Annotated in this window: 6 protein-coding genes; 2 read left to right on the top strand and 4 right to left on the bottom strand. The window is 64.9% G+C overall.

Features of this window, described 5'->3' with window-relative positions:
• Positions 1-13: 13 nt before the first annotated feature.
• The 4 genes from glp to RUW20_RS14210 form a co-directional block, all read right to left on the bottom strand.
• Positions 14-1294: a gephyrin-like molybdotransferase Glp gene (glp, locus tag RUW20_RS14225; protein WP_313952890.1), complete on the bottom strand. Its 1281-nt coding sequence runs from the start codon at positions 1292-1294 to the stop codon at positions 14-16.
• A gap of 87 nt (positions 1295-1381) precedes the next feature.
• Entirely contained in the window at positions 1382-2461 is a 1080-nt protein-coding gene (gene moaA / locus RUW20_RS14220; protein WP_313952889.1) for a GTP 3',8-cyclase MoaA, read from the bottom strand.
• A gap of 210 nt (positions 2462-2671) precedes the next feature.
• Positions 2672-3355 (bottom strand): Bax inhibitor-1/YccA family protein, encoded by a 684-nt coding sequence (locus tag RUW20_RS14215; RefSeq protein WP_313952888.1) that lies wholly within the window; start codon positions 3353-3355, stop codon positions 2672-2674.
• A 31-nt stretch (positions 3356-3386) separates the two neighbouring features.
• Positions 3387-3776 carry an HPF/RaiA family ribosome-associated protein gene (locus RUW20_RS14210; protein WP_313952887.1) on the bottom strand — a complete coding sequence of 130 codons (390 nt, stop codon included), beginning with the start codon at positions 3774-3776 and terminating at the stop codon, positions 3387-3389.
• A 107-nt stretch (positions 3777-3883) separates the two neighbouring features.
• Here RUW20_RS14210 and nhaR point away from each other — a divergent pair, with 107 nt between their 5' ends.
• Together nhaR and RUW20_RS14200 are read left to right on the top strand one after the other, a co-directional pair.
• Entirely contained in the window at positions 3884-4891 is a 1008-nt protein-coding gene (nhaR, locus tag RUW20_RS14205) for a transcriptional activator NhaR (RefSeq protein ID WP_313952886.1), read from the top strand.
• 160 nt (positions 4892-5051) lie between these two features.
• Positions 5052-5938: Tim44 domain-containing protein (locus RUW20_RS14200; protein ID WP_313952885.1), on the top strand; the 887-nt coding region annotated here is incomplete at its 3' end.

Raw genomic sequence — 5938 nt, 5'->3', positions numbered from 1 at the left:
CAGCAGGCGGCGCTCAGACCAGCCCGTCGAACAATTGCACCCTGACCGTATCGCCGACGGCGACTGGGCCACGATGGTGTTCAAGAACGATGAAGCAGTTGGCGTCCGACATCGAACGCAGGATGCCGGAACCCTGGGCGCCGGCCGGGAGAACGCTCCATTGCCCGTCCACCTGACTGAGGATGCCGCGCTGGAACTCCGTACGACCGGGCGCTTTTTTCATCGCCGCCGTGCTCGTTGCCGCTAGCAGCGGCACCACGGGAAGCGGGTCGGCGCCCATCAGCGCGTGCAGCGCGTCGCGGACGAACTGGTAGAAAGCGGCCATCACCGCTACCGGGTTGCCGGGCAGGCCGAACAGCCAGGCCCCTCCACCGGTTTCCCCGCCGTCGCCGATCCGGCCGAAGGCCATCGGACGGCCGGGTTTCATGGCAATCTTCCAGAACAACACTTCGCCGAGTTGCGCCATCAGTGCCTTGACGAAGTCGGCCTCGCCCACCGACACTCCGCCGCTGGTGATGACCACGTCGGCCGCCGCAGCGGCGTCGCGAAACGCCGCTTCGAGGCTGGCCGGATCGTCGCGGACGACCCCCATGTCGAGGACCTCGCAACCCATGCGTCGGAGCATGCCAAAGAGGGTGTAGCGATTGCTGTCGTAGACCTCGCCGTCGGCCAGCGCGGTGCCGATCGAGCATAGCTCGTCCCCGGTGGAGAAGAAGGCGACGCGCAGACGACGGTAGACGCTGACCTCGGCACAGCCCAGTGAAGCCATCAGCCCGAGTTCCGCCGGGCGGATCAGCCGCCCGGCAGCGAGCGCCGGCTGGCCGGCGGCCAGATCCTCGCCGGCCAGCCGGATGTTCTGGCCAGGGCGCTGACCGGGCGGAACGACGATGCTCTCGCCATCGACGCCAACGACCTCCTGAATCACCACCGTATCGGTTCCTGCTGGCGGCAGGGCGCCGGTCATGATGCGCACGCATTCGCCGGCAGCGATGGGGCCGGCAAACGCCTTGCCGGCCAGCGCCGTGCCGACCACACGCAGTCGCGTCTCACCGCTGGCGGACAAGTCGGCATGGCGCAGGGCGTAACCGTCCATCGCCGAGTTGTCGTGCGCCGGGACGTTGAACGGGGCGATCACGTCAACCGCCAGCACGCGGCCAAGCGCGCTGCGCAGCGCCAGGCGCTCCCGGGCATGCAAAGGGGTGAGCTGGCCGAGGATGAAGGCCCGCGCCTGATCAACCGACAGGGCGTCGGGGTCGAAATCGTCGAGACAGCTGAAATGGGCAGAGAGACTCATGGCGACGTGCCTTGCGGGTGGGTTGGTGGAGCGAATACGCGCGCTGGCTTGCGCCGGGGGTGCCGGGTGGACAGCCGTGGCGAGCGATCAGCCACCGGTCATCGACATGAAGCGCACCACCTGCGGTGCGTCCATCTGGCTGGTGAAGTCGTGGCCCTTGGCCTTGATTCCCATGCTGTGCACAATCGCCGCGCGCAGCGGGCCGTCGTCGCTCGGGTGCGCGCGCAGCAAGGGCAGCAGCTGGCTGGCGTCGTTGTTGCCCAGGCAGGGATAGAGTTCGCCGCGAGCGGTAATGCGCACGCGGTTGCAGCTGTCGCAGAAGTTGTGGCTGTGCGGCGAGATGAAGCCGACCCGCGTCGCGGTGCCGGGAATCCGCCAGTAGCGTGCCGGTCCACCGCTGCTTTCGGTGGACGGCAGCAGGACGAAGCGCTGCTCCAGCAGGGCCATCGCTTCCTCGCTGCTGAAGTAGGTGGACTGGCGCCCGTGACCGATCTCGCCGAGCGGCATTTCCTCGATGAAGGAGATGTCGATAGCGCGGTCGACGGCGAACTGCACCAGGTCGACCAGCTCGTCGTCGTTGCTGCCGCGCATCATCACCGTATTGAGCTTGAGACGCTGGAACCCGGCTGCCTGCGCCGCATCCAACCCGCGCAGGACACTGGCCAGATCGCCGACCCGGGTGATCGCCCGGAAGCGGTCGGCGCGCAAGGTGTCGAGGCTGATGTTGATGCGCTTGACGCCGGCGGTGCGCAAACCGGGGGCGAAGCGGTCGAGCTGTGAGCCGTTGGTGGTGATCACCAGCTCCTTCAAACCGCCCAGGCCGGCAATCTCTTCGAGCAGCCAGAGGACGTTCTTGCGTACCAGCGGCTCACCACCGGTGACCCGCACCTTGGTCACCCCGAGATCGACAAAGGTGCTGGCGATGCGCAGGCATTCTTCGAGCGTCAGCACCTGTGCTCGCGGCAGGAAAGTCATCTCCTCGGCCATGCAGTAGCTGCAGCGGAAGTCGCAACGGTCGGTAATCGACAGGCGGATGTAGGTCACGTGCCGGCCGTACTTGTCGACCAGCGTTCCGTCGGCATGCCGCGAAGTTGCCGGCGAAGTCGGCGGGCGGAAGCCGGCCAGTGAATCTGGAACGGCTTCCGGTGACAGCGAGTCATTGCGCATGGGAGGGGTTCCCCGGAGCCTGCCGGTAGCGAAGAGAAAACGAGGGCGGTTCGCTGGGAATTATAGCGAACTTTGCCTCGCCTCGCCCCGCACGGCCAAGCGCGGCTGGCCACCAAACGTGGCCAGCCGGCAAGCTTCGACAGAGACGGTAAGGATCGAACCTCTCGGAGAAACCCCTTGCTTCAGCCCGGGCTGGAACTGCCTGCCCGGTCAGTCGTCACCGTTCATGAAGCCCAGCAGATGCAGCAGGCTGGTGAAGAGATTGAAGATGGAGACGAACAGCGTCACCGTCGCCATCACGTAGTTGGTTTCGCCACCGTGGATGATATTCGACGTCTCATAGAGGATCAGGCCCGACATCAGCAGCACGAAGGCCGCGGAGACGGTCAGCGACAGCGCCGGGATCTCGAAGAAGATCGCCGCCAGCCCGGCCAGGAAAGCGAGCACCACGCCGACGAAGAGAAAGCCGCCCATGAAGCTGAAGTCCTTGCGCGTGGTCAGCGCGTAGCCCGACAAGCCGAGGAAGATCGCGGCGGTACCGGCCATGGCCATCATCACTGTCTGGCCGCCGTTGGGCAGGCCGAGATAGTGGCCGACGATCGGCCCCAGGGTGTAACCCATGAAGCCGGTCAAGGCGAACACCGAGAGCAGGCCCCAGCCACTGTCCCTGAGCTTCGAGGTGAGGAACAGCAGGCCGAAGTAGCCGACCAGCGTGACGATCAGGCCCGGATGCGGCAGTTTCAGCGCCACCGAGACGCCAGCCGTGAGGCCCGAGAACAGCAGGGTCATCGACAACAGCATGTAGGTATTGCGAATCACCTTGTTCGAGGCCAACACCGATTCGGTGTTGGCGTGACCAAGGGTAGTGGTCGATAAAGACTTGACGGTATTCATTCTGGACTCCCGTAAGGTTAAGGTTTCAAAGCTACTTGAGCGCCGGGGTGGCGACGCCGGTTGGCGCTTCGCTGGCGGCAAGCTCCGGCTGTGTAGTGCGCAGGCTGGCGTGTTGATGTTCCCGTTGCCGCGCCAACCGGCGAGCCAGGGTCCGCCCGGCACGATCGACGGCGCGATCGACGGCGATAGTCAGGTCAGCCTGGACATCGTCGATCACGACGTCCGCCATGCCGACAACTTTGACCCGGATACGGCAGCGCTTGTCAGCGCCACCGCGCGGCCCATTGATATCGGAAAGAAGGACGGAAATGCCGCCGACCTGGTAGTGGGCCCAGTCGAGCGCGAAACGCAAACGCCGCTCGACGTGCTCGCGTAGGCCCGCGGTGAGATCAAAGCCTCTGGCCTGGGTAACGATCTGCATACAACTTCTCCGCTCGAGCTGAAGGCGCAGTCTAGTAGACTGCAAGACATCCGACAAATCGCATATAGTGTTTATATAGTTCTGGTTTTATTGCTCATAGGCCCCTCATGAACACACTCAACTACAAGCATCTGCGTTATTTCTGGATGGTCGCCAAGTGCGGATCGATCGCTCGCGCCTGCGAACAGCTGTATTTGACCCCGCAGGCGATCAGCGGCCAGTTGCGCGAGCTGGAGGAAATGCTCGGGGTTGACCTCTTCCGCCGCGCCGGCCGCGGCCTGGAACTCACCGATGCCGGTCGGCGCATCCTGAGCTACGCCGAGGAGATTTTCGCCATCGGCGACGAACTGCTCGAGGTGGCGCGTGACCAGACGGCGAAAAAAAGCCTGCCACTGGCGGTGGGCATCGCCGACTCGGTGCCCAAGTCGGTTGCCCATCGGCTGATCGCGCCAGCCCTGCAGCTACCGGAAACGGTGCGGCTGGTCTGTCGTGAAGGGCGCCTGACCGGCTTGCTTGCGGACCTGGCGGTGCATCGCCTCGACATGGTGATCGCCGACCGACCGATGCCGACTAATCTGAATGTACGCGGCTACAGCCACCTGCTTGGCGAGAGCGATCTGACCGTTTTTGGCACACCCGAGTTGCTGAACACCCTCAAAGGGGCCTTCCCGATGCTGCTCCAGGGCGCTCCCTTTCTCATGCCGGGCGACGACGTCGCCATTCGCCCGCGGCTCGAGCAATGGTTTGAAAGCAAGCGGCTGCACCCACGCATTGTCGGCGAGTTCGACGACAGCGCCCTGCTGAAGTCGTTCGGGCAGGCCGGAGCCGGACTGTTCGTGGCGCCGACGGCAATCGCCGCATACATCGGCGATCAGTATGGGGTGCGTGCCGTCGGCCGGATCGACTCGATCGCCGAACAACTTTTCGCCATCACTACCGAGCGCCGCTTGAGCCATCCCGCCATCGTCGCCATCACCCAGGTGGGGCGCGACGAGGTCTTCGGCAACGCGACCGAGCCCCCGCCAGCGATCAGGACAAGCGATCACGGCCAGACGCAGGCGGCAGCAGCAACGCGCTCGCGCGGCCGCCCGAGATCGACGAAGAAAGCGCCCTGATCAGCGCCGACAGCCAAGTCGATGCCTCACCTCGTCCTCTTTTCGGAGACTGCATACAGTTCGGTTTTCTGGAAGTTAAACAGCAAATATTTCTGCTTTTCTGCGGGTCTTCGCAGGTCTATTGTTGGCCCCTTCGATCCGTTAATTGCAGGAGATCTCGATGAAAACATTCTCGCTGTTGGCAGCCATTCTGGCTCTCGGCTTGACCCTGGCCACCGCCGATGCGGAGGCCGCCGGCAAGCGTTTCGGCGCGGGCAAGTCTTCGGGCATGCAGCGCCAGGCCACGCCGCCCTCTTCGGCCGCCGCGCCGAGCGCCACCAAGGGTCAGCCGGCGGCAGCCGGAGCCGCGCAAGCGCAGCCCAAGCGCTCGTGGATGGGCCCTCTCGCCGGTCTCGCGGCCGGCCTCGGCCTGGCCGCACTGGCCTCCCACCTGGGTTTTGGCGAGGAGCTCGCTTCGATGCTGATGATCGGGCTGCTGGTGATGGCCGTGATGGTGGTTATTGGCATCGTCATGCGTCGCCGGGCCGCCGCGCGGGAGTCGGCGATGGGTGGCGCTGGCGGTCTGCAATACGCCGCGGCCGGTGCCGGCAGTGCGCCAGCGCAGCAGCGTGTCGATCAATTGCTGGCGCCGCCTTCCGCTTCCGGCAGTGCATCAGCGCAGCAGCGCGTCGATCCATTCCTGACGCCGGCTTCCGGTTCCGCTCCACCGGCGAGCACCAGCGGCCACATCCCGGCCGACTTCGACGTTGCCGGCTTCGTGCGCAACGCCAAAGTGAGCTTCATTCGACTGCAGGCGGCCAACGATGCCGGGAACCTTGACGATATCCGTGAATTCACCACCCCCGAGATGTTTGCCGAGATCCGCATGAACATCGCCGAGCGCGGCGACGCCACGCAGGAAACCGATGTCGTGACCATTGACGCCGAGGTGATCGAGGTCGCCGAGGAGGAAACCCGCTACGTGGTCAGCGTGCGTTTCAACGGCCTGGTCCGGGAAGACAAGGACGCAGCCGCGGAACCGGTCGACGAGGTATGGCATCTCGTCAA

Origin of the sequence: Accumulibacter sp., assembly GCF_032229525.1 — a bacterium.
GTDB lineage: Bacteria > Pseudomonadota > Gammaproteobacteria > Burkholderiales > Rhodocyclaceae > Accumulibacter.
The sequence above is the reverse complement of the archived record's forward strand: the minus strand, read 5'-3'. Positions and strand labels throughout refer to the sequence as shown.